Here is a 22,095-nt window from a genome sequence, read left to right on the forward strand (position 1 = left end):
AAGATTTAAAATTAAAATTTAATGATGTTCGTGTTCTTCAACTGACATCCCTATAAATAGAGCCGACAGCATGGTAAATATAAACGCTTGTAAAAATGCAACAAGCAATTCTAATATTGATATAAAAAGTGAAAATGGAACTGAAACTCCAGCGACTCCAACACTTTCAAGTATAAATATTAATCCTATTAAACTAAGTATAATTATGTGACCTGCAGTAATGTTCGCAAATAAACGAATCATAAGTGCTGCGGGCTTAATAATGATCCCTAATAATTCTACAACTGCAAGCAAAGGCTTTACGAAAGTAGGCACTCCAGGCATCCACAATGTGTGTTTCCAAAAATCTCTATTTCCATTTACAATAATTAAAATTAGAGTAAATAAACCTAAAGAAACAGTTACTGCGATATTCCCTGTAACATTGGCTGCTCCAGGTAATAAACCAATCATATTAGTAATCCAAATGAAGAAAAATACCGTTAAAAGGAATGGCATAAACTTCATGTATTTTTTCTCTCCAATTTGTGGTATTGCAATTTCGTCTCGTACAAACAAAACGAAAGTTTCTAGAAGATTATTAAATCCTGTTGGAGCGTGCTTATGCTTTTTATGATGTGCCGCCAGACTAGTAAAAATGATAAGCATGATAATAACGGTCAAAAATATAGCCGCTACATTTTTAGTTATCGATAAATCAATAGGTCGCTCTGCATTTAAAGGATGATGATCGGCATCAAATTCAATCTCGCTTGCGCCATCTTCTAATCTGTAGATTTTTTCGTGAAGATTAACGAATCTCATCCCGTCTTTCTCAACAACATGATGCCCTTCAGTATCATGGTGAAATTCACTAGACATAAAAGTAACCAGTCCGTTATCCGTGTAAAGAATCACCGGAAGTGCTATAGTGAAAGAATTTTCTCCTTCTCCGTAGAAATGCCATCCATGGGCATCACCAATGTGGTGAAGAATCATTTCTGTCGCATTAAATTCTTTCTCAGCTTCTGCTAAAGAGTCCTCTTTTGATGCAAAAGAAAAAACCGGAAGTAAGGCTAGTGCAAATGTCACTATAATCTTTAACGATTTTTGTGCTATCATAATACCTGGTCTACTTATAAAATTATGGGCTCTAAATTTCGGTGCAAAGGTATACTTTTATTTTTTATGTGAAAGTCCCCGATTATTTTTTTGCCTCAATTTTCAAAATTCGTTGAACTGATTGATAGACAATCATTTGTTTCTATTTATCAATTTTACTGCAAAAGTGGTTTCAAAAATTAAAAAGATAAAATATGGCGCAAAAAAAGCAATAACCTGAACAAAAATTGAAACCTCATCATTTAGTAAAGCCGGCAGTAAAAACAATACTGCAGCAAACATTTTTAACAATCCCAATCCCATAAATACAAAACCGGTTTTGTCTTGAAAATTAAGATTTATAATCAGCAATATGCCATAAACTATCAAAGTTGCTAAAATATGAAAGGAATAATTAGCAACTGTACTGTAGTATAGGGTAGCCTCAACATAATTAGAAGTTATATAATACTGAATAAAAAATAAAATCAATGAAAAAGGCACAAAAACCTTCAGGAAATTTAAAAATGGTCGTCCCATCTATTCGTCGTCTTTACTTATGTTTTTTACGCTTCTAATTACTTGATATAACGCCACAAAAACGCCTAAAAGCGATAATGAAATTGTAAATGCTGAAAATTTATTCGGAAATTTCTCGTCTAACCAAATACCAAGAAAAACGCCACCGGCTATAATAATGGCCATTTGGAAGCCAATGTTTACAAAAACAAGATATTTATTACGCTGATCGTTTTTCATGAAAGGAGAATACTCGTTTTTTAATACTGGTTTGTAAAAGAGAAAAAGGCTTAGAAACTATATATTGTCGCGTAAATAATCCTTCAGATTTTTCTTTAAAAGAACTACTCTATAGTTGTTTGTTGAGATCGCAATAAAATCATTTTCTAACTCATATTCATCATTTTCCTGCAATAATTCTCCCAAACCTAAAGCCCGAATACGATCCTGCAAACCGTGCACCACCACAAAAATAGTTTCTTCGTTATAAATATCTATTGAAGTAGAAAAATTAGTATAGTCTAAATCTACCAAAGCGGAATCTATTTTCTGCTGAAGCGCAAGGGCAGCCTCTCTATTTTCGCTATCAAACTGATAGATCAGTTTATAATTGGTGGCTAAACTATCTTCTTGCAGCTGAAGTCTGCTTAATTTAGGTAAAGCTCCGTTTATCATGTTCTTTGCCTTTTCCCCTTCTGCCGATTGTGGATAGGTTAAAGAAACATAGCTAAGCGCTTTACGATATTCCTGCAAACCTCTAAGTCTTCCTATAGCCATCGCTTTTAGCAATTCAAACTTCGGAATAATTTCTTCGCCAGAATATCGTGTAATAAATTTATTACTTTCTGAAATTACTTCAGCAAATTGTTGATCCTCATACAAACTGAAAGTCTCTTCATAACTTCTTTGCGCTAAGCTTTCTCCTGAAGCCAATTGCTGAGGATTCTGAATAAAAATAGCGTATTGCGAATCTGGATAATTAGACACAATATCAATTTTCATTGCGTCTTGCTTAGCATTCATATTTAATCTGCCGTAAGCTTTGTAAAGATTATATTTTGAAGGTAAAATTAACCGCTCTTCGGGATCGCTAGCCAACAATGCTTCTAATTTTTCTGTTGCCAATTGATATTCGCCAAATTTCTCGTTATAAATAAGACCCAATTGGTAATAAGCGTAATTTCGATCTTTATAAATACTATCGATCACCAAATTATCGGTTGGTAACTTATCTGCATAGGTCGCCGGGTCGAATCTTGGATCGCTCGAAAAATCAAACTCAGCCAATTCTTCTTCATTAGCTTCTATACCGCCGGTATTTCCTGTGGAAATCCAACGCCAATTATCCGCAAGTTTTCTATTTCCCCAGATTCTTAAAAATTCACGCTCTCCCCTAGCTTTTCGGCTTTCATTATAAAAATAAAAATTGCTTGTATTTTCTTCGCCGGGAAGGCTAACATCCGGAACTCCGGGACCGGTATTATTTAAAGCCAAAGCTTTTTCAGTTTCACCGGCTTCTATTTCTTTTTTATATTCTTCCTTAAGCTTGTCTGTATACTTTGTAAAATAAGCAATTTGCTCTTCTCGCGGTAAATCGATAAGATTTAAGATGCTATCGTTTTTATTAGCAATTGCCTGATAAAAAATAATATCGTCTAAATTTTTACGCTTTTTTTGTATCGTTCGATATTCCCTTAAATTAGTAGGCATTTCGTAGAGTGTGCTATCAAAATAGCTTGCAGCCGTTTGATATTCTGAACGATCAAAATTAATATTTGCCAGAATTTCATAATTAATTGATCTTAAAAATGGATCGCTGCTTCCTGGTGTTCTAAGCGATTTGTTATAGTATGTAATTGCGGTATCTAAAGAATCACGCTGATTGTAATATTCGCCAATCTGAAAATAGATTTTATCTAAAAATGGTCGATTTTCGCGATCTTCTTTAAGCTCGGTTAAGAGCTCTTTTAGTTGTTGATCGTCGTTTTCTTCAGGATCAAAATTTCTTGCCTTTTGGATATAGGCATTAATCATATAAATTCTGGGTGACTTTCTATTTAAATCAATAACCTCATCAAAAGCAAGATTCGCGTTTTTTGGCTGGTTTAATAAATTATATAACTGGCCTATAATAAAAAAGTAACGCCCTTTTTCTTCATCTTTTTTAGTAAAATTAGCAGCGGTGGTTAAAGGCGCAAGTGCACTGTCTGGTCGCTGAAGATTAATATACGCTTGTGCCATGGCAGCTTTTGCATCGGCATATTCCTGATCTTCAAATTTTGCATTGTTTAAAATCCTTTTTAGATTTTTAATCGCAATACGATTATTCTCCAAACGAATATTGGTTTTTTCTCGCCAAATTTGTGCCGTTCTTATGCTGTTACTCGCAGGATATCTTTGTAAGATATAGTTGAAAGCTTCTAAAGCAGGTATAAAACGTTGATCGTAATATCGAGCTTTGCCAAGTAGAATAAAAGCTTCGTCTATTTGTGGATTCTCTTCTTTCCCGTCAATCAATATCGAATGTCTTTGGATAGCTTTTGCTGCTTTTTTTTCTGCTATTCCAAAATTTTGATTTCTTACGCTATCGGGTAGCAATATTTCTTCGTCGATCTGCATACGTTCAATAGGTAGCAAATCCCAGTAATTATCACTATAATTTTGGTTGAGTTCTTTACGCCCTGCTTCTAGAGCCAGATTGCCGTTATAAAGCGTATTATATTCCGCAGTAACGGAGTGCCAGCTTCGGCTAATAAAATTATCCTTCTTACGAGAACAAGAAATTACTGCTCCAAGAAGAAGAGCTATGAAAAAAAATTGTGTAAATGTCCTCAAAATCAACTCTTTCTTAATACCATCATAACTCAGTTACGCCACGTTTAGTGTGTAAAAATAAGTTTCTTTTTACAAATACAAAGATTTGCGATTCAAATTAGAAAGAAGGAGAAGCTATTCCATAGTATTTTCGGTATTATGTTGTATTGAAGGATCTATATTTTCCTGTGGTGCTGTCTCTCCTGAAAAGTAAGATTCCAATTCTTTTAAAGTCGCTTCTGAAGTATTGATATCGCGTACAATCACTCCTTTGTCTAAAACTACAATGCGCTCGCAAACTTCTGTAACATGAATAAGATCATGGCTAGAAACTAATACCGTTGTGCCCGAAAATTCAGAAAGCTCTTTAATAATTTTTTTCAGCTTAATCTGGGTGCTAGGATCCAGGTTTGCAAAAGGTTCGTCTAACACTACTACTTTTGGATTGCCAATTAAAGCGGCAACAATACCTACTTTCTTTTGGTTTCCTTTGGATAAATCGCGAAGATATTTTTTCCGACCAATGATCTCGCCGTTAAAAAACTCTTCAAATTGCTCTAAAAAACTATGAATATCAGCACGATTTTGATTGCGAAGTTCTCCCACAAAATAGAAATATTCTTCAGGAGTAAGGTAGCCTATCAAAAAACTTTCATCAATAAAAGAGGAAGTGAATGTCTTCCACTCTTCACTTTCGTTTACGGTAATTTCATGATTAAAAATACTACCTGAAGTTGGCCGAATTAAATCAAGTAACATACTAAAAAATGTAGTTTTCCCGGCTCCATTATTTCCTACTAATCCAAAATTTTGTCCTTGTGGAATTTCTAAATGGTCGATATCTAAAACTTTAGTACCGTTATATACTTTTGAGAGGTTGGTTGCTGTTATCATGCTATTTTATTTACTCGTTATCGAGATTGAATATACGTTCGCTTTAAATTGATTCTAGGGTTGCTTTTTACTCAGCTAAGTTCTATGCGTCAGTTTGTTTAAAGCCGTGAATCATAATATACTTTTTCTTTTTGTACTGAAGTGTGATTTTATCCATCAGGTAATTCCGAAGTAAAAGTCCGATAACTCCTAAAACGCCCAATGCCAGAAGTCCGATATTAAAACTGAATAAATTATAAAACAAGGAAAAAATTCCCGGAGGCACTATTAAGACTGGTATTGCCATAATCCATTGTGCCGCGCCCATTCCCTGATAGTTCATCATAGGACTTTTTTCCAAATCGATTCTTTTTTTATTAAGCGATCCCATAAATAATAAAAACGGGACATTAACACCTAGATTATACAAAGCGCACATCACGATAATTAACATCACATTCCATCCAAAATAGAGATAAGGTGTGCATAAAATTGTTAGAATAATAATGCTGAAGCTAAGTAATACTGCTTTAGACTCAAGGTATTTTCGCATAGGAATATTTTGAGACATTATCATTTGATAATACGAGGAATCCCAACTTGGTATAAATTGCCCAAAATTAGTTACAAACATGCCCGTCATAAAAACTCCTGCAAAAATCGGCATAATTTTTAGCCCATCTAAGCCTGTATCACTAAAAAACAACAAGCCGTATAGCACAAAGATAAAAGATAGAAACACGGTTGTTTTGGGGCGTTTATTACGCCAAATCATTTTCATATCTAATTGAAGAAAAGGAGCGATATCACCAAAACGCTTAGTCCATTCAAAATCCTGAGATTTCGCCACTTGTTGTTTAGCTTTTAAACCAGAATCCAGATAAAATTTGTCTAAAAGTATATGTCTAACCACCATAAACAAACCTATACAAAGCAGTAGCGGTAGTACGGCCAAATAAGGCATTTGTAATAGAAAGTTTAAGAACACTCCAAATTGTTCACTTAACGAAATAATATCAAAATAATCTAAGCCCGCTACAACCAAAATCAAAAAGATAAATGGCAAAAAGGATTTAATATTTTCAGCGAATTTCTTTTTAATAAGGAAGTTTAAAAAGTTTAAGGAAAAACTAAAAAAAAGCATTGCCGCGCACCATCCTAAAAGAGAGATCGCACTATAATCAGATTTAATTCCATTCATAATAGCGAATGGCACATAAAAAAGGATTGGAAAAAGATTGTAGAAGGAAAACAGTGATTTATACAATACAAAATCTACTAATTTCTTTTTTCTTATATCCTGAACAAGCAAAGGCTTAATTTTGAGCACCGGTAAGCTTTGGAAAAAAAATCTAAAAATCAACTCAAATCCAAGCCAAGCCAACACAAATTCATTGAATTTTAAAAGCGGAACTTCATCTGGATACATTTCTTTTAGAAAAGGATGTAATCCAACACCAAAACCTAAAAAAATAACTGCGAAATAGAGCCCCAAAAAACCCAATAAAATTTTAACGCTAAGGCTTTTACCAAAACTAGCGCTACGAGTAAAAGATTTCCACTCTAAGCTGAGTAATTTACCAATCATAAAAAGAATGCTTTACTTACTTGTGTCTAAATTTAGTTTTTTGTTACAACAGAATTAATAATTTAACTTAAGTTCTGGATATATTTCTATCAATATTTCTTCTTTTCTTGAAGGAAGTACAACTACTGCTATATAATGGATTACAAAAGATAATGTGATTAGTATTGCCATAATAATAGATCCAATATCAACCGGAACTATTTTATCAAAATGAATTAGCAAATACCCCGGAAAGAAAGATATTGCCGCAATTTGGCCAACATTTAAAATCATTTCCTCTAAAAGATATATTTTTTCATTTCTTTTTGCACGTTTTTTCTTCTCACCGTTCAGTTTAATAAGTTGGTAAAAAAGAAGAATCATCTCCAAGAGAACAATAGAGGCAATTATAATTTTTCCAAACTCAAGCTTTGTAAGACTCCAAAATATAAAGGAAACTACGCCTATAATTAGTAGTACCTTCGGAAGTTTTAAGAAAGTTAAAGCTTCATTTAAAACCAGATTCCAGTAAGTTTTTGTCATCGCCTTTTGTCTCGCCTCCACAACTTCTAAAAATCCAAATACACCAAACTTTTTAAACTCTTGTTGAAGCATCTCTTCAAATTCAAAACTTGGGTTTTGGCTCCATTTTTCTTCAATGGCAGATGCTAAATGATCTACTAATTCAGTTTGCACATCATAATATTCTACAAGATGTTCGCTAGTAAATCGGTACAGTCTATCTGTTTGATTTTGATTTACTTTTCTCATAAATTAATATCGTTTACATAAAAAGTATAGTGCTAAAAGTTCATTATTACGAAAACTTTCTCTGGACATCTACGTGTTTAGTATACAGGCTGATTAAATAAATTGAAAAGCAAAGCATCATTGCCATGAAAACGAAGAACAGTATGTTATGAACAATCGATGGGTTTTGTAAATCTTTTTCGAAGATTTCTATAATTAATAGTATACTCATTGGAACAAACATTTTAAATTCTCTTAGTAAAAAATGACTGTAAATCGTTTGATTTCCGTTTTTTAACTTCTTATAGACAAACGACACAAAGAGTCCTGAAACTATTAAAAATGAACAAATTAAATAAGACAGGTTACTAAATAACTCATTTTGAGTTTGGAAGAGAATCCAAAGTAAACCTGCTAATATAAAAGAAATGATACTTAGCGGTAATATCATTTTCAAATAAGCTCGCTTAAGTTCCTCATAAATTATACTAGGATACATCTCCTTCCCTAATAACCATCTATTTTGTTTTAATATAAAGGCATTTTCCCATTTCGAAAAAACGCTATCAGAAGCTCCTTTAAAGCTTAAATTTTCCGAAGCCATTTTCTCTTCTATTTCACTGGCAATATGATCTATAAGTTCTTCCTGAATTTCACAAAAAACAACACCCTTGTAGAAAAGTATTTTGCGGATATCATCTATTTGTTCGGTCTTCAAATTCTTCATCTTAGATACTGAATTTAGGATTTATAATCCCTTGTATATTTTCAATAAATTGTTCTAACTCATTGATTTTATTAACCTTCTCTTTATTTCCAGCCTCAGTAAGTTTGTAATATTTCCGAAGCCGATTATCTACTTTTTTTACCTCAACCTCCAAAAATCCATCAGCTTCTAACTTATGCAGCGCGGGATAAAGCGCTCCTTCTGTGATTTTCAATTCTCCTTTGGTAATATCTTTTACCTTTTGGGTAATTTCATAACCATACATTTTATCGCTTTCAGCTAAAAGTTTTAAAATGATGGTAGATAAACTACCCTTATATAATTTTGAATTTGACATTTTAGATCGATTATACCGATTCTAATATACATAAATTTCTTATGCATAAAATACTTAGGTATAATATTTTAAATTTTTAATCTTTTAAAACACAGCTTACTTTGTATTTTTGCCCACAAATTATTTTTTGATGAGTACATTTCATAAACTGAAAATAAAGGAAGTAATTAGGGAAACTGCACAAGCTGTTAGTCTTTCTTTTGAAATTCCGGCTGAATTGAAAGAAGAATTCAAATTCAAGGCAGGGCAATATATTACTATTAAAGCAGATGTAGAAGGCAAAGAATTACGTAGAGCATATTCGCTTTGTTCTGCCCCTAATTCCGACGAATTTAAAGTTACAGTAAAAGAAGTTGAGGGTGGTAAATTCTCTGTATTAGCCAACAATAGCTTAAAAGCAGGTGATACTTTAGAAGTTCATCCGCCCGAAGGAAAATTTATTTTAGAACCTTCTGAAGCTTCAAGAACCTATGCGGCTTTTGCTGCTGGAAGTGGAATTACGCCAATATTATCGATTATAAAGACAGTTCTTAATAACGAAAGCCATAGCCGTTTTATTCTTACCTACGGAAATAAATCTCCAGAAGATACCATTTTCTTTAAAGAACTTTTAGAGTTACAAGCAGCCTATCCAGATCGTTTATTTGTAGAATTTGTCTTTAGTCGAACCCGAGAAGAAAATTCTCATTTTGGCCGTATCGAAACAAGTACGGTTAATTTTGTAATGAAAAATAAATTTAAAGATCATCCTTTTGATGCGGTGTATTTATGCGGTCCAGAAGAAATGATTAATCATGTTAGCGAAGTACTAACCAATAATGATATTGCTGAAGAAAATATTTATTACGAGTTATTTACCAGTAATGATACCGGAGAGGTAGAAGCCAACCTAGAAGGACAGTCACAAATCACTATTTTAGTGGATGATGAGGAAACAAGTTTTGTGATGAATCAAAACGATATTATTCTGGATGCTGCTTTAGAACACGATCTTGATGTTCCTTATTCTTGCCAGGGTGGAATTTGCAGTAGCTGTATTGCCAGAATTACTGAAGGTAAAGCTGAAATGCGTAAAAATCAGATTCTAACCGACGATGAAATTGAAGAAGGCCTAATTTTAACCTGCCAGGCACATCCGCTTACTCCATCTATTAAGGTCGATTACGATGATGTTTAATCGTCATTAAAAATGAAATATAACAAAGGCTTTTAGTTGATTCTAAAGGCCTTTTTTAATTTTTTGAGGTAAGCCGCTCGAATAATTATAGAATAGCGAAAAAACAGATTTAGAACTATTTTATGCTGAAATCTGAATGATTAGAATTCAAATTTGATATTTTTAAACTGAATTTTTAGAGTGTGTGAAGGTGTAAGCTAATGATTACAAAACAGAATGTATCTTATCAACCACCATAGCCGGTGTGATCGTTCTTATGGCATATTCATAACCCTCCGGATATTTATTCCCGTAGATAGAGGTAGGAATTTTAGGGAATTTTTCTAAATCTGGAATCAAAGAATTTTCTAAAGACTGCCCAAATGGTTTAAAACCAGCAAAAGGATGTGTAACGCCCCAAATACTAATTACAGGCACTCCATACATTGCGGCCATATGGCCATTTCCGCTATCCATAGAAAGCATTGCATCAAGATTGGAGATTAGAGCCAGCTCTTCTTCAAAAGATAAAAGTCCGGCTATGCTTACACAATTCTCGAACTGATTTTCCCAGGATTGCAGCTTTTTAGTTTCAGCATTTCCACCGCCAAATAAAAATATCTGAGTATTATTTTCTGTATTCAGCTTTTTTAGAACTTCCTCCATAAGATCTGCTGGATATACTTTAGAATCATGTTGTGCAAAAGGTGCAATTCCCAGCCATTTTTTAGAAGATTGAGATATAATTTCGCTGATTTTGGCCGGAATTTGATGCTTCTCTGGAAAAACATGAGCTTTGAAATCGAGCGGAAAACCCATTTCCGCAAAAACATCTGCATAGCGCTGATGGGTGCTTTTCAACTCCCTAAAAAGCTTGTGATCTTCGCGGGTTAGTTTCTTTTTTTCAGATCTTCCTTTATCAATTTGTTTCACGGGAATTCCAAAAAGGTAAAAAACCGACTTAAGCACATTACTACGCAACACATTGTGAAGATCGGCTACCATTTCAATTTCATGATTTCTTAACTCGCGCGCTAATCGTCCCAATCCCATTACACCGTTATGCTCGCCCTTCACGTCGGCTTCATAAATTTCTACATTTGGAATTCCTTTAAACATAGGCGCGAAAAATGGCCTGGTAAGAAAAGTAATTTTACAATTAGGATAGGTGGACATAAAGGTCCTAATCACCGGAACCGTCATGGCTACGTCGCCCATCGCCGATAAACGAATAGCAAGAATATGAGCACTTTTCTCTCTATTCACTTTTGGAATATGTTGATTTTTAGTGCTCATATTTCTTTTATTTGTTTCTAAGAACCGGGTTTAACTCGTCATCATTATACATCTTCATCTGCTTATAGACTTTCATGTATTTATCTCCGCTTTCAATATCTTTTAAAAACTGATCGATTGCTGAAGAAAGATCTACTCGTTGCTCTAATAAAACATCTAATTTCGCCTGGCATTTTTCTTTATGATCGGTAGATGCATCTTCTCGAGTTGCTTCTTCGTGCATATGATAGATTTTAAGCGCAAGAATCGACAATCTGTCTACACCCCAAGCCGGACTTTCGGTATTGATTGTCGCATTGTCTTTTGGCTCAACTGCTTTATATTTTTCAAGAAAATAGCTATCGATATATTCTACGGTATCGGTACGATCCTGGTTAGAAGCATCAATAAGTCGTTTCAATTTTAAACCAGCTATAGGATCGATATTTGGATCTCTTACAATGTCTTCGTAATGCCACTGTACCGTGTCTATCCAACATTTTCTATAAAGAAGGTGCTCGATAAGTTGTGCTTCGCTATCGTAAGGATTTGTAAAAGGCTGATCTACATTATCCAATTCATGATATTTTTCAATCACTTCCTGAAAGATCTTATTCGCTTTATCTGTAAACATTATGTTGATTTTTTAAAAAGAACTAGTTTAAAACACCTATAAAACTTTAAAATTGAAATATTAGGCGTTTTTATTGAATATTTAAAAACTGAAGAGCAAAGATATTATAAAATCTATGACTCTAAAACGTAATCTATATGCTATTAATCCTGAATGAATAACACACCAAAGGGCATTAAAATTAGAATAATCAATAAAATCTCCCTAAAAATCTTATCTCTACCGTTATCAAAGTAATTAGAAACAATAATACTAAGCGGTATAAAGAAAAAGATCAATTCGCTACCATTCTTACTAGGAGCCAAAACACCAACGGCAATTCCTATAATTAGGGTAAATAAAATTAGATTTAAAGAAGGTCTTAGACTCACACCGGCTTTCTGGATTATAGAAAAATAATAAACAAGCGACCATACAGTAAGTGCAAGAATAATACTAATAGGCGTTAGGAATTTAAATGACTGGTAATTAGAAAAATTGAAATTATAATCCTGATACCAATTAGAAAATAAATAGAACTGATCTTTTACCAAAAGATTAATCGAACAATAAATCATATACACACATACTGCTGATACTATAGGAATTAACCAGTTTTTTGGTCTTGGGCTATAAATTACAATACCTCCAAAAACAATTAATAAGAATAAAATCGACCAGAAATAAAAGAGGGAAGCAATACAAATCCATAAAGCTGCATCAAATATCTTTTTCTGAACAGAAATTTGTGACTTAAGACTAATAATACGCCTTAATGCCATTAAAATTAGAGTTGCTGAAATGATAATATTATAATCTTTAAGCAAAGAAAGAAAGGAAGCGCAAAAGACAGAAAATAGCAGCACCTTATACGCGCTTCGTTGTGTTAAATCATTCTTTTTGGCCACAAAATTCAGCAAAAAAAGAGAAAACATTAAGCACAAGAAAACGCTTAAAATCTTAAAAAACTTAAAGATCTCGAAGTCTAAAAACCAGTTCTGAAAATTTGCTGATATGAAAAATCCAGAAAGCAATAGGATAACAAGAGCAATATTTATTGGTTTTGATTTGGAGAAAAAGCTTGTTAGCATTGCTCTTTTTTCTATTTTTGTAGTGTTAAACTAACAATGTTAAACGATGAATGAATTTTTTAATGGAATCTCATGGCTGTTTGAAGAAGTTCTTCTTAAGCCACTAGATTGGTTACGTTCTCTGGAACTAGACACCTGGTGGGGTGCTAACGCCATCAACTTTGTATTTATTATCATTGGAATGATCGCATTTGCCTACTGGTGTAAGCAACTAAAAATATTCCAAGATGCTGATGACGAAAACACAAGATCTAAACCTTATTTAGGTTAATCTAAGTCGAAGCCTAGATCTTTTCTAAAATACATCTTATCAAATTGTAGTTTCTCTACATTTTGGTAAGATTTTTTTAGTGCCTGTTCGTAATCTTCTCCAAACGCGGTTACTGCAATTACTCGCCCTCCATTGGTAACTACTTTACCGTCTTTTAATGTAGTTCCTGCATGAAAAACAATTGCATCTTCTACATTCTCTATACCGGTAATTTCTTTTCCTTTTTCGTAAGCTTCAGGATAGCCTCCAGAAACCAACATTACAGTTGTAGCTGCTCTGTCATCTATTTCTAAGTTTACCTCATCAAGTCTTCCCTGTGCTGCTTTTGTCAATACTTCAACCAAATCTGATTTTACTCTTGGTAAAACCACTTCGGTTTCGGGATCACCCATTCTCACATTGTACTCGATCACATAAGGTTCTTCACCCACTTTAATTAAACCAATAAAAATAAATCCTTTGTAATCTATATTTTCTTCAGCAAGACCATCTACCGTAGGTTTTACGATACGATCTTCGATTTTCTGCATAAATTCTTCATTGGCAAACGGCACTGGCGAGATTGCTCCCATTCCTCCAGTATTTAAACCAGTATCGCCTTCACCAATTCGTTTGTAATCTTTTGCTGTTGGTAAAATTTTGTAGTTTTTACCGTCTGTCAAAACAAATACACTCAGCTCGATACCATCCAAAAATTCTTCGATCACTACTTTTGCGCTGGCTTCACCAAACTTTTGGTTCTTCAGCATATTTTCCAATTCGGCTTTAGCTTCAGCAAGATTGTTGAGAATTAACACGCCTTTCCCGGCAGCTAAACCATCGGCTTTAAGCACATAAGGAGGCTTTAAAGTTTCTAAAAAGGTTTTTCCCGCTTCTAAACTTTCTATCGTAAAACTCTCGTAAGCAGCAGTAGGAATTTTATGTATTAGCATAAATTCTTTAGCTCGCTCTTTGCTTCCTTCTAAGAGTGCTCCTCGTTTAGAAGGACCTACAATTAATAGTTCTTTTAATTCTGTATCTTGCCTACAAAAATCAGTAATTCCCTTAACTAGTGGATCTTCTGGTCCTACCACCAGCATTTCGATATTTTTTTCAAGAATAAAATCTTTAATACCGGAAAAATCTCCTACATTTAGGCTTATATTTTCCCCAACTTTTGAAGTTCCGGCGTTTCCGGGAGCTATGTATAGTTTATCGCATTTTGGACTTTGTGCAATTTTGTAAGCAAAAGTATGCTCTCTACCACCTGAACCTAGTATTAAGATTTTCATTTTTTATATATTTTGGTCTTCAAAAATAATTGTTTGTAAATTGAAGCGCCAATAAAATCAAAGAAAAAAACACTGATAAGTTTTGGACTGGTTTAAACTTTCGCTTCAATTCAATAAATTCCCTGTTAATCGGGCGCGCAAGATACTTGATGATATTCAAAAAATTCCTGAAGAAGACTATCAAAACTTTGTAGAAAAGAAAAAGCGTGAAATTGTTGAATTTCATCTTAGAAACAATAATTTCTATAAAGATTTTATCGGAGATCGGTCAATAGAAAATTGGGAGGATATCCCGGTAATGACGAAGAAAGATCTTCAAATACCTCTTAACAACAGACTTAGCAAAGGATTTAATTTAAAAAACACATATATAGGAAAAACTTCGGGCAGTAGTGGACATCCCTTTACTTTTGCTAAAGACAGGTTATGCCATGCTATGGCGTGGGAAGGTTTTAACGATCATTATAACTGGCACGGGATTGATTTGAACAAATCGCTACAAGCAAGGTTTTATGGTATCCCGTTAGATTTTTATGGTAATCTGCAAGAACGCATAAAAGATAGAATAAGTTTAAGGCGTCGCTTTACCATTTTTGACCTTAGCGATGCAAAATTACAAAGTTTTCTTAACCGTTTTAAAAAGAGCAATTTTAATTATATTAATGGATATACGAGTGCAATCTTATTATTCGCTAAATTTCTACAGAAAAAAGAAATCGTACTTAAGAATATTTGCCCAAGTTTAAAATTATGCATCGTAACTTCTGAGCGATTGTTTGATAAAGACAAAGAAATTATTGAAAAAGCCATTGGCGTTACGGTTATTAATGAATACGGCGCAAGTGAGGTTGGACTTATTGCTTTCGAAAACCAAAAAAGGGAATGGTGTCTAAATTCTAAAGATCTTTATATTGAAATTGTAGATCAAAACAATAAAACTTTGCCTGTTGGACAGGAGGGAAAAGTAATAATTACATCGCTTTACAATAGAGCACATCCTATAATAAGATATGCCATAGGAGATATTGGTATTTTAGATGAGAAAAGCACCACGAAAAAACCAATTTTAAAATCATTAATAGGAAGAACCAGCGATGTAGCAAAACTTGCTAACGGCAAAGTAGTACCAGGACTTACATTTTACTATGTCACAAAAACGATAATCGACGATGCCGGTAGCACCAAAGAATTTGTAATTACCCAAACAGATATTGATACTTTTGAGATTGAATATGTTAGAGAAAATGATTTTGAGGAGGAAGAGATCGCAAAAATAGCCGATGCCGTAGAAAAATATGTAGGAAAAAACCTTAATGTAAACTTTAAACGTAAACACATGCTAAACAGAACTAAAAGTGGCAAATTAAAGCAGTTTACATCTTTAGTCGATTGATACAGTTTGTTTCGATTTAACGAAAAAATGATCTCCCAAAAAGACCAACATCCAATACAGACTTTTCAGTTTTCCAAACCCAAGTACTTCATTATAAATTTTAAAATTGTAAAAAAGCATCGCCAGTTTATTCTCGGATACCGATCCTTTTCTAATTCTGTAGAAAGCTAAAGAATCCTCTATTCCGTGAGCTGTTCCTCCTTTTTCAACAACCACAAGCCACATAGCCCAATCCTGACGCTTTCTAATTTCGGGCAGATATATTTTTCCTATTTTTGCAGCATTATACATTCCGGTAAGATTACCAATGTAATTGCTTCGCATCAGTTTTTGATAATTTACAAATGGTAAGGCTTTAATTTTTTGCTTTAATAATCTACCCTGCTCGTCTATTTTTTCATAACTGCTATAAACAATGTTTACTTTATTCTCTAAGCAGAAATTGAGCTGTTTAGAGAGCTTTTCTCTCTTCCAAAGATCATCTGCATCTAGAAATGCAATAAACTCCCCATTTGCTTCTTTTAACGCCTTGTTACGAGAAAAACCTGCGCCCCTATTTGATTTATTTCTGAAAACTTTAATTCGCTTATCTTTTTCTGAAAAAGCTGAAATTATTTTAAAAGTTTCGTCTTTAGAAAAATCGTCGACAATAATGAGTTCCCAATTTTGGTAATCCTGATTTATTACGGAAGCAATAGATGAAGCGATATAATTATTAGAATTATATGCAGGCATAATTATCGAAACAAGAGGACGCTGCATTTTATCTATTTTCGATTATGCTTACTAAAATCCTTATGTTCTTTCTTTAATAGATCTTCTTTAGATAAATTTTTGAAGTAATTATAAGTAATGCGCATTCCCTCTTCCCTACTCACTGCAGGCTGCCAGCCAAGAATATCCTTTGCCCGTGTAATATCTGGCTGTCTTTGCATTGGATCGTCCTTAGGAAGTTTCTTATAAACTATTTTTTGATCTGTGCCGGTGAGCTTTATAATCTCTTCAGCAAAATCATTAATGGTTAATTCATCTGGATTACCAATATTTACTGGCTGACTGTAATCACTGAGTAATAGTCTATATATTCCTTCAATTTGATCGTCTACATAGCAAAAGGATCTTGTTTGCGTACCATCGCCAAAAACAGTTAAGTTTTCTCCTCTTAAGGATTGCCCAATAAACGCAGGAATAACGCGACCATCATTTAATCGCATTCGCGGGCCATACGTGTTAAATATCCGAACTATTCTTGTTTCTATTCCGTGGAATCTGTGATAAGCCATCGTTAATGATTCCTGAAAACGTTTTGCTTCATCATAAACTCCTCTTGGTCCTATGGTATTTACATTTCCGTAGTAATCTTCAGATTGTGGATGCACCAAAGGATCACCATAAATTTCTGAAGTTGAAGCAATCAAAATTCTAGCGCCTTTCTCTTTGGCTAAACCTAAACAATGATGAGTTCCTAAAGAACCAACCTTTAAAGTTTGAATAGGAATTTTTAGATAATCAATGGGGCTGGCAGGAGATGCAAAGTGCAAAATATAATCTAGTTTGCCCGGCACATGGATAAATTTAGTAACATCATGATTATAAAACTCGAAATTCTCGTTCTTAAAAAGATGCTCGATATTTCGAATATCACCAGTTATCAAATTATCCATTCCTAAAACGCGATAACCTTCTTTAATAAATCTATCGCATAGATGTGATCCCAAGAATCCTGCTGCTCCTGTAATTAATACAGTTTTGCCCATTTATTTTTTATTAATCGATTTTAATCTAATTATTATCAACCTCAAGTTAAGCAGAAGCGCTCTAAGAATTAAAAATTTGCTCTAAAATCTTTTCAGTAATTAAATAGGTTGGTTTAACTCCTGTAGTTCCTAAACCTCCAGATGCTAAAGTGCTACCAGTTTCTAAAGGATTATCTGAAGCATAATAAGCATAACGAACCTGTACATCTTCTGCGATACTTTTTCTAAGCTTACTTGCAGCCTGAATTGCTTTTTGATAATGTACGCCTTCCATTTCTAATCCACTTACATTCCAGGTTGAATCATGGAAAAACTTAAGAATATCTCTATTTTGAAGTGACGTACCCAAAACGGTAATCATGCTACCATCCACAACTTTTATTCCGTGGCCCTCAAGATCATCTTTTTTAAGCTCGTTTTTAAAAGGATAGTTATCTGCTGTACCTTCAAAAATATGTGCCGAGGGAATCATAATATCTCCTTTACCTCCTTCTAAAATACCGGCTTTTCCCATAATAGAAACCGATCTTACATTCATCTTTATTTCTTCTCCATCAAGAATATAAGGCTTTAAAAGCTCGTCCATCGTTTCATAAGCCTGCTCACCAAACGCATAATCCATAACTATAATTACAGGTTTCTCTTCTTCTTTTAAGCTTTTAAAATTTTCGTTTCTAAAGCCTTCTTCAAGCATAGCTGTATCGAATATCTGGACATCGATATTGGTACCGCTTTCATCTTCCAAAAACCTCATTCCGTTGGATAGCGCCATTTTAGATACTTTTTGCCGCACATTCCCGCTAGAAGAATCACTTAGCATTTCGTAAACCTGAAGAATATCTTTTTTCTTGATTTCATTTTTAAGCGCTAAAGGAGCATAAAGCGTATTCATAACACTATGCATGTTCGCACTTATAATATGGATTGGACGTTGCACCAAATCGCTTTCTACCAAACTTTTCTTAATCTTATCTGCCCAAACTTCACCATGAATATGATGGCCTAAACGTTCTCTAAGAATCGGACTAAAAGTGATGATTCTCTTATCATTGTTTACGGTTTCCTCGATCGCTAGTTTTCCCATCCAGTAAATAATATGCAGAAATTGTTCTGGATTATCTCGGGTAGAAAACTTAGGATAAATTGTAGAAACTTCGTAAAACGTTCTTCCTAAAATATTTGCCGCGTGGGTAAGCGCAACTTCACGTTCAGATTTATCAATTTCTTCTTTAGAAAGCACAACAGCTTCAAGTTTTTTCCAATCCCGGGTTACACTCCCGTCCTCATCGATAACTACTCGTCTCATAATTTTATGAGATTCGATGAATAAGAAAGTTAGGTGCGTTAGGATATCATAAATTTCAGATCGTCCTCTGGTTATTTCAATATTCATTTGCTCCTCGTCGATACGGTAGCAATTTCTTCGACGTTTGGGTGGTACAATTGGCTGAAAATGAGAATTTCCATAACCTTCATCGCTGGTAAGGTTAATATAACGACATTGTTCTATACCTAAAGGTAGACGTTCTAATACATATAACAATCCGTTTAATTCAGCTTTATCTTCAGCAACAGAGCCATAAATCTCGGGGCGCAATGCTAATAAACCTTCTCGCAATGTCTCTCCAGAAACACCCATAGGTTTATAAAAACCACGATTAAATAAATGTCTCATAGTAATGTACATACGCTCAATAGCGTTAGTACTTTCCTGTGCTCTTGTTCTACCTTCCAATTTCAAATTCTATAATTTTTTTATTTCTTAATTATCTTTTCTAAAACCTCAGCAATCTTACGATCGTTAGAAAGCCTTGGTAACTTGTTTTGTCCCCCTAATTTGCCTATAGATTTCATATACTCCTGAAAGCCATTTTTCGGGATTTTGGTGACTTTTACTGGCTGCAGAATATTTCCTTCAATTAAATCGAAATAATAGGAATTTTGCTGCTGAAGTGATTGATCTAATGTATCCCGAAATTTTGTAAAATCTTCAGGTTCCTTTTCAAACTCGATAAACCACTCGTGATAAGGCAATTCTCCAGCTGAAGGATTTACTTGTGGTGCAACAGTAAATTCGTTAATTCTAGCTCCTGTATTATCTGAAGCTACCTGCATTGCTTCTTCTACTTCTTTTGCAATTACGTGCTCCCCGAATGCAGAAATATAATGTTTAATTCTTCCCGAAACCATTAATCGATAAGGCTTCAAGCTGGTAAACTGAACCGTATCACCAACATTATAAGCCCATAAACCGGCGGTACTACTAATGATCATTACATAATTTATTCCCAATTCTACTTCACCAATGGTAAGCCTTTCTGGATTTTCATCAAAGAATGCTTCAGCTTTAATAAACTCGTAAAAAATTCCGCTATTAAGCTGAAGTAACATTCCCTTTGCTTTCTGACTATCCTGAAAGGCAAAAAACCCTTCCGAAGCGGGATATAATTCTATACTATCAACTTTTCTGCCTATTAAATTTTCGAATTTCGACCGATAAGGTTCGTAGTTTACTCCACCATAAATAAATAAGTCAAAATTCTTAAAAATATCACCTACTTTTTTACCGGTTTTTTGTTGAAGCTTTTCAAAATACATCTGCACCCAGCTTGGGATTCCGCTAATCACGGTCATATTTAGATTGCGAGTTTCCTCGACAATGGCATCAACTTTAGTTTCCCAATCTTCGATACAATTGGTCTCCCAGCTTGGCATCCTGTTTTTCTGAAGATAACCCGGTACGTAATGCGCAACAATACCCGATAATCTCCCTAATTTTACTCCGTTTTTCTCGGTAAGCTCTGGGCTTCCCTGTAGAAAAATCATTTTACCGTCTACAAACTTCGAATTTCCGGTTTCAGCAATATAACAGAGAATTGCATTTCTCGCCGATTCGATATGCGTAGGCATGCTTTCTTTAGTTATAGGGATATATTTGGCACCGCTGGTTGTCCCAGATGTTTTAGCATAATATAACGGCTTTCCCGGCCACAAAATATCTTCTAGACCATCTACCATCTTATCGACATAATACCGCAAAGCTTCATAATCTCTTACCGGCACATTTTGGACAAAATCTTTATGAGTTTTTATATTCTCAAAATGATGATCTTTACCAAATTCAGTATTTTTCGCTTTTGATATAAGTTCCTGGAAAATTTGCTGCTGAGTCTCGATAGGATTAGAAGACCAAACATCTATTTTCTTTTTTACAGTTTTAGCAAATATTTTAGCAGCAAAAGATTTTAACGACATAAGCTATTCAAAATCAATATAATCGGTTGGGTTTACAGGGTTCCCTTCATTCCATAACTCAAAATGTAAATGAGGCCCTGTGGTATATTCTCCGGTAGATCCGGCGGTGGCAACTACTTCTCCGGCTTTCACAAAATCTCCTTGTTCTTTGGTTAAAGACGCATTGTGTTTATAGACCGAAATTAGACCATAATCATGTTTTATAATAATTACATAACCCGTCTCTGTAGTCCATTCAGAAAATATTACTCTACCTTCTGCAACAGATTTTATAGGTGAATTTCTGGCTACTACCACATCTACGGCATAATGTTTATCTTCTGCATTATAGCCTTCAGATATATTACCTTTAACAGGAGGAAATAGCGAAAAATCTATATTATCTGTTGCTCCCGGTAAAATGTTATACTTATCCTCTAGGGCTACTTCTTCCCTAAGCAAGCTATCGGCTCTTGATGGCGGGATAACTTCAACTTCTGGATTATCTTGAGAGAATTTTATAATCGAGTCTTTATTAAGATTTGAAGATTGAAAATCGCCGGATAATACTCCTTTAATAGATCCTAAAAACTGATTATTTAATTTTAAAACATTTTGTAAAGAATCTGTTCTATAAGCTAAATGGGCTGCCTGCTCTTTTAATTTTGGCGAAGAATAGCCAGGAATATACTCTCTTAGCGGTGTAAAGGCTATAATAAACGTAGTTGCTGCCACTAATAAAATCGCACTCGTCGTAACAAAAACGAAAATATTTAATCGCGTTAATTTTAACGAATATCGTTCCTCAAAAGTATCTTCATTTAAAATTACCATTCGGTATTTATGAAGAAGCTTTTTAGTGAACTTTTTCCTATTTTTTTTCTTTTTCGACATACATAAAAACCTTAAACAAAGATACTGGAAAATTTATGCTTCCTAATAGTTTCGTATTTATTTTAAAATATGCAAAGCTTAACTATTCATGCAATTTTTATAGTTCAATATTAAAAAAATGGTTTTTAAAATTATTGATTTGACAAAGCCTAAGTATTTTACACAGATATTAACGTTAATATTAGTTTATTCTTGTTAAGTTTGTAATATAAATACTGAGTTATGAATGCATTTATTTTACCATTAGCTATAGGAGCCCCACAGATCGTTTTAATCGTAATCGTGGTTTTACTGATTTTTGGAGGTCGAAAAATTCCTGAATTGATGAGAGGATTAGGAAGTGGAATTAAAGAGTTTAAAGATGCCTCTAAGGATGATGAAGAAACGACAACAAGCTCTACTTCAGATGCTAAAAAAGTAGAAGACACTAAGTAGTCTTAAAAATATTTAATAAAAAAAGCCCGTTCTTAATC

The 22,095-nt window shown here is 33.9% G+C and carries 22 protein-coding genes; 4 read left to right on the forward strand and 18 right to left on the reverse strand.

All coding sequences use genetic code 11. The features are described 5' to 3' along the window. Positions 1-18 precede the first annotated feature (18 nt). From atpB to PBT91_RS17370, 9 genes are all read right to left on the reverse strand, one after another. The gene (gene atpB / locus PBT91_RS17330; RefSeq protein WP_270059714.1) at positions 19-1,101 is read right to left on the reverse strand and encodes a F0F1 ATP synthase subunit A; all 1,083 of its coding nucleotides are present in this window, start codon (positions 1,099-1,101) and stop codon (positions 19-21) included. Positions 1,102-1,233: 132 nt separating this feature from the next. Further along, the gene (locus PBT91_RS17335) at positions 1,234-1,620 is read right to left on the reverse strand and encodes a hypothetical protein (protein ID WP_270059715.1); all 387 of its coding nucleotides are present in this window, start codon (positions 1,618-1,620) and stop codon (positions 1,234-1,236) included. After that, positions 1,621-1,839 (reverse strand): AtpZ/AtpI family protein, encoded by a 219-nt coding sequence (locus tag PBT91_RS17340; protein ID WP_270059716.1) that lies wholly within the window; start codon positions 1,837-1,839, stop codon positions 1,621-1,623. Between the two features lie 57 nt (positions 1,840-1,896). After that, positions 1,897-4,434, reverse strand: a complete 2,538-nt coding sequence (gene porW / locus PBT91_RS17345) for a type IX secretion system periplasmic lipoprotein PorW/SprE (protein ID WP_270059717.1) — start codon at positions 4,432-4,434, stop codon at positions 1,897-1,899. Between the two features lie 114 nt (positions 4,435-4,548). Then, the gene (locus PBT91_RS17350) at positions 4,549-5,307 is read right to left on the reverse strand and encodes an ABC transporter ATP-binding protein (RefSeq protein WP_270059718.1); all 759 of its coding nucleotides are present in this window, start codon (positions 5,305-5,307) and stop codon (positions 4,549-4,551) included. Between the two features lie 82 nt (positions 5,308-5,389). Next, positions 5,390-6,874, reverse strand: coding sequence for a DUF5687 family protein (locus PBT91_RS17355; protein ID WP_270059719.1), 1,485 nt, complete (start codon positions 6,872-6,874; stop codon positions 5,390-5,392). Positions 6,875-6,928: 54 nt separating this feature from the next. Next, the gene (locus PBT91_RS17360) at positions 6,929-7,624 is read right to left on the reverse strand and encodes a hypothetical protein (RefSeq protein ID WP_270059720.1); all 696 of its coding nucleotides are present in this window, start codon (positions 7,622-7,624) and stop codon (positions 6,929-6,931) included. A gap of 46 nt (positions 7,625-7,670) precedes the next feature. After that, positions 7,671-8,330, reverse strand: coding sequence for a hypothetical protein (locus PBT91_RS17365; RefSeq protein ID WP_270059721.1), 660 nt, complete (start codon positions 8,328-8,330; stop codon positions 7,671-7,673). A 1-nt stretch (position 8,331) separates the two neighbouring features. Continuing rightward, positions 8,332-8,667, reverse strand: a complete 336-nt coding sequence (locus PBT91_RS17370) for a PadR family transcriptional regulator (RefSeq protein ID WP_270059722.1) — start codon at positions 8,665-8,667, stop codon at positions 8,332-8,334. A 130-nt stretch (positions 8,668-8,797) separates the two neighbouring features. On the opposite strand from PBT91_RS17370, the gene PBT91_RS17375 reads away from it, so the two are divergent. Further along, positions 8,798-9,844: a ferredoxin--NADP reductase gene (locus PBT91_RS17375; protein ID WP_270059723.1), complete on the forward strand. Its 1,047-nt coding sequence runs from the start codon at positions 8,798-8,800 to the stop codon at positions 9,842-9,844. Positions 9,845-10,048: 204 nt separating this feature from the next. Here PBT91_RS17375 and PBT91_RS17380 read toward each other — a convergent pair whose 3' ends face one another. The 3 genes from PBT91_RS17380 to PBT91_RS17390 form a co-directional block, all read right to left on the reverse strand. Next, positions 10,049-11,119, reverse strand: coding sequence for a glycosyltransferase family 9 protein (locus tag PBT91_RS17380; protein ID WP_270059724.1), 1,071 nt, complete (start codon positions 11,117-11,119; stop codon positions 10,049-10,051). Positions 11,120-11,126: 7 nt separating this feature from the next. After that, positions 11,127-11,732: a DUF4254 domain-containing protein gene (locus PBT91_RS17385; protein WP_270059725.1), complete on the reverse strand. Its 606-nt coding sequence runs from the start codon at positions 11,730-11,732 to the stop codon at positions 11,127-11,129. Between the two features lie 143 nt (positions 11,733-11,875). Further along, positions 11,876-12,745 carry a DUF6427 family protein gene (locus PBT91_RS17390; RefSeq protein WP_270061487.1) on the reverse strand — a complete coding sequence of 290 codons (870 nt, stop codon included), beginning with the start codon at positions 12,743-12,745 and terminating at the stop codon, positions 11,876-11,878. Between the two features lie 103 nt (positions 12,746-12,848). Between PBT91_RS17390 and PBT91_RS17395 the strand changes: the two genes are divergently transcribed. Continuing rightward, positions 12,849-13,073, forward strand: coding sequence for a DUF6341 family protein (locus PBT91_RS17395; RefSeq protein ID WP_270059726.1), 225 nt, complete (start codon positions 12,849-12,851; stop codon positions 13,071-13,073). Here PBT91_RS17395 and purD read toward each other — a convergent pair. Beyond that, positions 13,070-14,344, reverse strand: a complete 1,275-nt coding sequence (gene purD / locus PBT91_RS17400; RefSeq protein ID WP_270059727.1) for a phosphoribosylamine--glycine ligase — start codon at positions 14,342-14,344, stop codon at positions 13,070-13,072. The two genes, PBT91_RS17395 and purD, sit on opposite strands and share 4 nt — an antisense overlap. Before the next feature lie 82 nt (positions 14,345-14,426). On the opposite strand from purD, the gene PBT91_RS17405 reads away from it, so the two are divergent. Then, positions 14,427-15,737 (forward strand): phenylacetate--CoA ligase family protein, encoded by a 1,311-nt coding sequence (locus PBT91_RS17405; protein ID WP_270059728.1) that lies wholly within the window; start codon positions 14,427-14,429, stop codon positions 15,735-15,737. Here the strand turns inward: PBT91_RS17405 and PBT91_RS17410 are convergent. The 5 genes from PBT91_RS17410 to PBT91_RS17430 all read right to left on the reverse strand — a co-directional run bounded on the left by PBT91_RS17410 (position 15,726) and on the right by PBT91_RS17430 (position 21,622). Beyond that, positions 15,726-16,499, reverse strand: a complete 774-nt coding sequence (locus tag PBT91_RS17410; RefSeq protein WP_270059729.1) for a glycosyltransferase family 2 protein — start codon at positions 16,497-16,499, stop codon at positions 15,726-15,728. The two genes, PBT91_RS17405 and PBT91_RS17410, sit on opposite strands and share 12 nt — an antisense overlap. Positions 16,500-16,504: 5 nt before the next feature. Beyond that, positions 16,505-17,494, reverse strand: a complete 990-nt coding sequence (locus PBT91_RS17415) for a UDP-glucuronic acid decarboxylase family protein (protein WP_270059730.1) — start codon at positions 17,492-17,494, stop codon at positions 16,505-16,507. Between the two features lie 61 nt (positions 17,495-17,555). Further along, entirely contained in the window at positions 17,556-19,181 is a 1,626-nt protein-coding gene (locus PBT91_RS17420) for a DUF6909 family protein (RefSeq protein ID WP_443089648.1), read from the reverse strand. A gap of 68 nt (positions 19,182-19,249) precedes the next feature. Then, entirely contained in the window at positions 19,250-20,749 is a 1,500-nt protein-coding gene (locus tag PBT91_RS17425) for a GH3 auxin-responsive promoter family protein (protein ID WP_270059732.1), read from the reverse strand. A 3-nt stretch (positions 20,750-20,752) separates the two neighbouring features. Continuing rightward, on the reverse strand, positions 20,753-21,622 hold the full coding sequence (locus PBT91_RS17430; RefSeq protein WP_270059733.1) for a M23 family metallopeptidase: 870 nt from the start codon (positions 21,620-21,622) through the stop codon (positions 20,753-20,755). A 222-nt stretch (positions 21,623-21,844) separates the two neighbouring features. On the opposite strand from PBT91_RS17430, the gene PBT91_RS17435 reads away from it, so the two are divergent. Beyond that, a complete protein-coding gene (locus tag PBT91_RS17435; protein ID WP_270059734.1) occupies positions 21,845-22,057 on the forward strand; it encodes a twin-arginine translocase TatA/TatE family subunit in 213 nt (70 codons plus the stop codon). Positions 22,058-22,095 lie beyond the last annotated feature (38 nt).

The organism is Zunongwangia sp. HGR-M22, from assembly GCF_027594425.1.
In the GTDB taxonomy this organism is placed as follows: Bacteria; Bacteroidota; Bacteroidia; order Flavobacteriales; family Flavobacteriaceae; genus Zunongwangia.

What these genes read in the sequence shown, in the direction of transcription:
- PBT91_RS17415 (WP_270059730.1), bottom strand. Translation starts at nt 17,494, where the DNA reads ATGGGCAAAACTGTATTAATTACAGGAGCAGCAGGATTCTTGGGATCA.
- PBT91_RS17355 (WP_270059719.1), bottom strand. Translation starts at nt 6,874, where the DNA reads ATGATTGGTAAATTACTCAGCTTAGAGTGGAAATCTTTTACTCGTAGC.
- PBT91_RS17435 (WP_270059734.1), top strand. Translation starts at nt 21,845, where the DNA reads ATGAATGCATTTATTTTACCATTAGCTATAGGAGCCCCACAGATCGTT.
- purD (WP_270059727.1), bottom strand. Translation starts at nt 14,344, where the DNA reads ATGAAAATCTTAATACTAGGTTCAGGTGGTAGAGAGCATACTTTTGCT.
- PBT91_RS17430 (WP_270059733.1), bottom strand. Translation starts at nt 21,622, where the DNA reads ATGTCGAAAAAGAAAAAAAATAGGAAAAAGTTCACTAAAAAGCTTCTT.
- PBT91_RS17420 (WP_443089648.1), bottom strand. Translation starts at nt 19,181, where the DNA reads ATGTACATTACTATGAGACATTTATTTAATCGTGGTTTTTATAAACCT.
- PBT91_RS17425 (WP_270059732.1), bottom strand. Translation starts at nt 20,749, where the DNA reads ATGTCGTTAAAATCTTTTGCTGCTAAAATATTTGCTAAAACTGTAAAA.
- PBT91_RS17380 (WP_270059724.1), bottom strand. Translation starts at nt 11,119, where the DNA reads ATGAGCACTAAAAATCAACATATTCCAAAAGTGAATAGAGAGAAAAGT.
- PBT91_RS17370 (WP_270059722.1), bottom strand. Translation starts at nt 8,667, where the DNA reads ATGTCAAATTCAAAATTATATAAGGGTAGTTTATCTACCATCATTTTA.
- PBT91_RS17360 (WP_270059720.1), bottom strand. Translation starts at nt 7,624, where the DNA reads ATGAGAAAAGTAAATCAAAATCAAACAGATAGACTGTACCGATTTACT.
- atpB (WP_270059714.1), bottom strand. Translation starts at nt 1,101, where the DNA reads ATGATAGCACAAAAATCGTTAAAGATTATAGTGACATTTGCACTAGCC.
- PBT91_RS17375 (WP_270059723.1), top strand. Translation starts at nt 8,798, where the DNA reads ATGAGTACATTTCATAAACTGAAAATAAAGGAAGTAATTAGGGAAACT.
- PBT91_RS17410 (WP_270059729.1), bottom strand. Translation starts at nt 16,499, where the DNA reads ATGCAGCGTCCTCTTGTTTCGATAATTATGCCTGCATATAATTCTAAT.
- PBT91_RS17385 (WP_270059725.1), bottom strand. Translation starts at nt 11,732, where the DNA reads ATGTTTACAGATAAAGCGAATAAGATCTTTCAGGAAGTGATTGAAAAA.
- PBT91_RS17335 (WP_270059715.1), bottom strand. Translation starts at nt 1,620, where the DNA reads ATGGGACGACCATTTTTAAATTTCCTGAAGGTTTTTGTGCCTTTTTCA.
- PBT91_RS17365 (WP_270059721.1), bottom strand. Translation starts at nt 8,330, where the DNA reads ATGAAGAATTTGAAGACCGAACAAATAGATGATATCCGCAAAATACTT.
- PBT91_RS17340 (WP_270059716.1), bottom strand. Translation starts at nt 1,839, where the DNA reads ATGAAAAACGATCAGCGTAATAAATATCTTGTTTTTGTAAACATTGGC.
- PBT91_RS17395 (WP_270059726.1), top strand. Translation starts at nt 12,849, where the DNA reads ATGAATGAATTTTTTAATGGAATCTCATGGCTGTTTGAAGAAGTTCTT.
- PBT91_RS17350 (WP_270059718.1), bottom strand. Translation starts at nt 5,307, where the DNA reads ATGATAACAGCAACCAACCTCTCAAAAGTATATAACGGTACTAAAGTT.